General features: G+C 42.3%; 1 pseudogene. It reads right to left on the bottom strand.

What is annotated here, in order from left to right:
* Positions 1–233 (bottom strand): annotated as a pseudogene (locus AAEY88_RS14920) (elongation factor P); the annotation flags it as partial.
* Positions 234–248 lie beyond the last annotated feature (15 nt).

Here is a 248-nt window from a genome sequence, read left to right on the forward strand (position 1 = left end):
TCGTTATACAGATAGTTCATTTCAGTATCTATAACATCTGCCGCTTCTAAGCTATCACCTGACTTAAACGTTTGCTCTAGCGTTCTGCCACTGCGTAGATTGCGCAATTTAACGCGGTTAAACGCTTGTCCTTTACCAGGTTTGACGAACTCATTTTCGAGAATGGCACAGGGATTGCCATCGAGCATGACTTTGAGACCGGCTTTAAATTCATTAGTAGAAAAACTTGCCACAAGAAACTCCTAAGG

Source organism: Psychrobacter sp. CAL346-MNA-CIBAN-0220, from assembly GCF_040309805.1.
Lineage (GTDB): Bacteria > Pseudomonadota > Gammaproteobacteria > Pseudomonadales > Moraxellaceae > Psychrobacter.